This window comes from Streptomyces sp. NPDC005070 (assembly GCF_053600395.1).
The window spans coordinates 1-1,857 of record NZ_JBSFZS010000431.1; the positions used below are offsets into that span (position 1 = coordinate 1).

At 73.0% G+C, this 1,857-nt stretch carries 2 protein-coding genes and 1 pseudogene; 2 read left to right on the top strand and 1 reads right to left on the bottom strand.

Features of this window, described 5'->3' with window-relative positions:
• Nucleotides 1-767: pseudogene (locus tag ACWEBX_RS39900) on the bottom strand (hypothetical protein); the annotation flags it as partial.
• Between the two features lie 220 nt (nt 768-987).
• Here ACWEBX_RS39900 and ACWEBX_RS39905 point away from each other — a divergent pair.
• Entirely contained in the window at nt 988-1,680 is a 693-nt protein-coding gene (locus ACWEBX_RS39905) for an ABC transporter ATP-binding protein (protein ID WP_451889600.1), read from the top strand.
• On the top strand, nt 1,677-1,857 hold a 181-nt coding region (locus ACWEBX_RS39910; RefSeq protein ID WP_451889601.1), incomplete at its 3' end, for a hypothetical protein. The genes ACWEBX_RS39905 and ACWEBX_RS39910, both read left to right, overlap by 4 nt.

A 1,857-nucleotide genomic window follows, 5' to 3' on the forward strand; every position in this document is an offset into this window, starting at 1 on the left:
GCCCGGCGCATGGCCTGCTCCTGGGTCTGCTGGAGGTCCGTGAAACGCTTTCGGCTGGCCTCGAGCCGCAGCCGCCCCAGCCGGACGAGGCTGGCCAGGACCCCGACGACCAGGAGCACCACGGCGGGACTGGACCAGCCGGGAAGCATGGGATCCGCGTCCCGGAACGCGAGACCGGCCAGCACGGCCGCGACGATCAGACCGGCCAGGGCCCGCGTCCGGTAGCGGCTGTGCGCGACCGCTCCGTACGCGGCGATACTGCAGGTCAGCACGTTGATCCAGGAGACGTCGTCCGCCAGGGCCAGTACGGCGGTGGCGATGACTCCGAACGCGAGCAGCGGATACCTGCGCCGGGCCGCCAGCGGCAGCGCCGACAGCACGACCAGCACCCAGGACGCGGATCTGGGTTCGGTCTGCGGTTCGAACATCGGCCCGGGTTCGGGAACGGCCGGGGGGTACGGGATCGAGCCCCGGCCCTCGGTCACGGCCCGGGAGCTGATCCGTACCGGCCCGTCCCCGGGGTAGCGCGCCGCCACGACCAGCGCGACGACGGTCAGGACGACCGCCAGCACCACGTCCAGGCGCACCGCTCGCCGCGACAGCGGGGCGGGCTCACCCTCCGGCCGCATCGCGTCGCGCAGATGCGCCCACCACGTCCCCGGCCGCAGGACGTCGCCGGCCCGCTCCCGCCAGTGGCCGGTCCGCTCTCGCCCTGTGTCCGCCCACGACGTGTCGCGCGGCCGCCCGAACGGGTCCTCCTTCTCCATCCGCACATTGTGCGGTCCCGCGGCGCGGGTCCACGTCCACCTGTGTGACCGGGGCACCTGACCGCCAGGCGTACTCCTCGAGGATGACCCCGCCCTCGGGTCCTCCGCGGGGAGGGCCGTATGTCGGTGCCACGGCCGACGCGCCGCCACGGCGTCCGCCCGTACGTTCACCGGGCCACCCAGGGCATCGGCTTCCCGACCACGAAGGACGGACACACCCATGAATCACGTGATCGAACTGGAGGGCGTGGCCAAGCGGTACGGCGGCGCCGACAGCGCGGCGCTCGGACCGGTCGATCTCGGCGTGGCCGAGGGCGAGGCCCTGGCCGTGACGGGGCCGTCCGGCAGCGGCAAGTCCACGCTGCTCAATCTCATCGCCGGTCTGGACCGGCCCAGCGAGGGCACCGTGACCGTGGCCGGGCAGCGCGTCGACCGGCTGAGCGAGCACGCGCTGGCCCGGTTCCGCCGCGAACGGATCGGCATGGTCTTCCAGTTCTTCAATCTGCTCGACGACCTCACCGTCGCGGACAACATCCAGCTCCCGGCCCAGTTGACCGGAACCGCCCGGCGGGCGGCGGCAACCCGTGCCGGGGAGCTGATGGAGGTACTCGGAATCCAGAAGCACGCCCGCGCCTACCCCGGACGGCTCTCCGGCGGCGAACGCCAACGCGTCGCGGTGGCACGGGCGTTGGTGAACAAGCCCGCGCTGCTGCTCGCCGACGAGCCGACCGGCGCGCTGGACACCGCGTCGGGCCAGGAGGTTCGGGAGCTGCTCGTGGATCTGCACCGCGGCGGACAGACGGTCGTCCTGGTCACGCACGACCTGGAGCTGGCCCGGGCGTGCGCGCACCGCACGATCCATCTGGTCGACGGCAAGGTCGCGGTCGACACGCACGCGGAGGCCGTCCGATGATCGGGTTCGGCAACGGTGCCCTCGGGCGGGTCGTGCGCTCCGGGGTCGGCAGACGACGCGTCCAGACGCTGGTGATCGCCGTGGCCACCATGATGGCGGTGGCCTCGGCCGTGGTCGTACACCGCCCTGTTGATCGGCCTCGGCGTGTACGGGGCCTTCCTGCTGGGCGGCACGTCG

Excerpts from the sequence above, each read along its gene's own strand:
- ACWEBX_RS39905 (WP_451889600.1), top strand. The coding sequence starts at position 988 with ATGAATCACGTGATCGAACTGGAGGGCGTGGCCAAGCGGTACGGCGGC.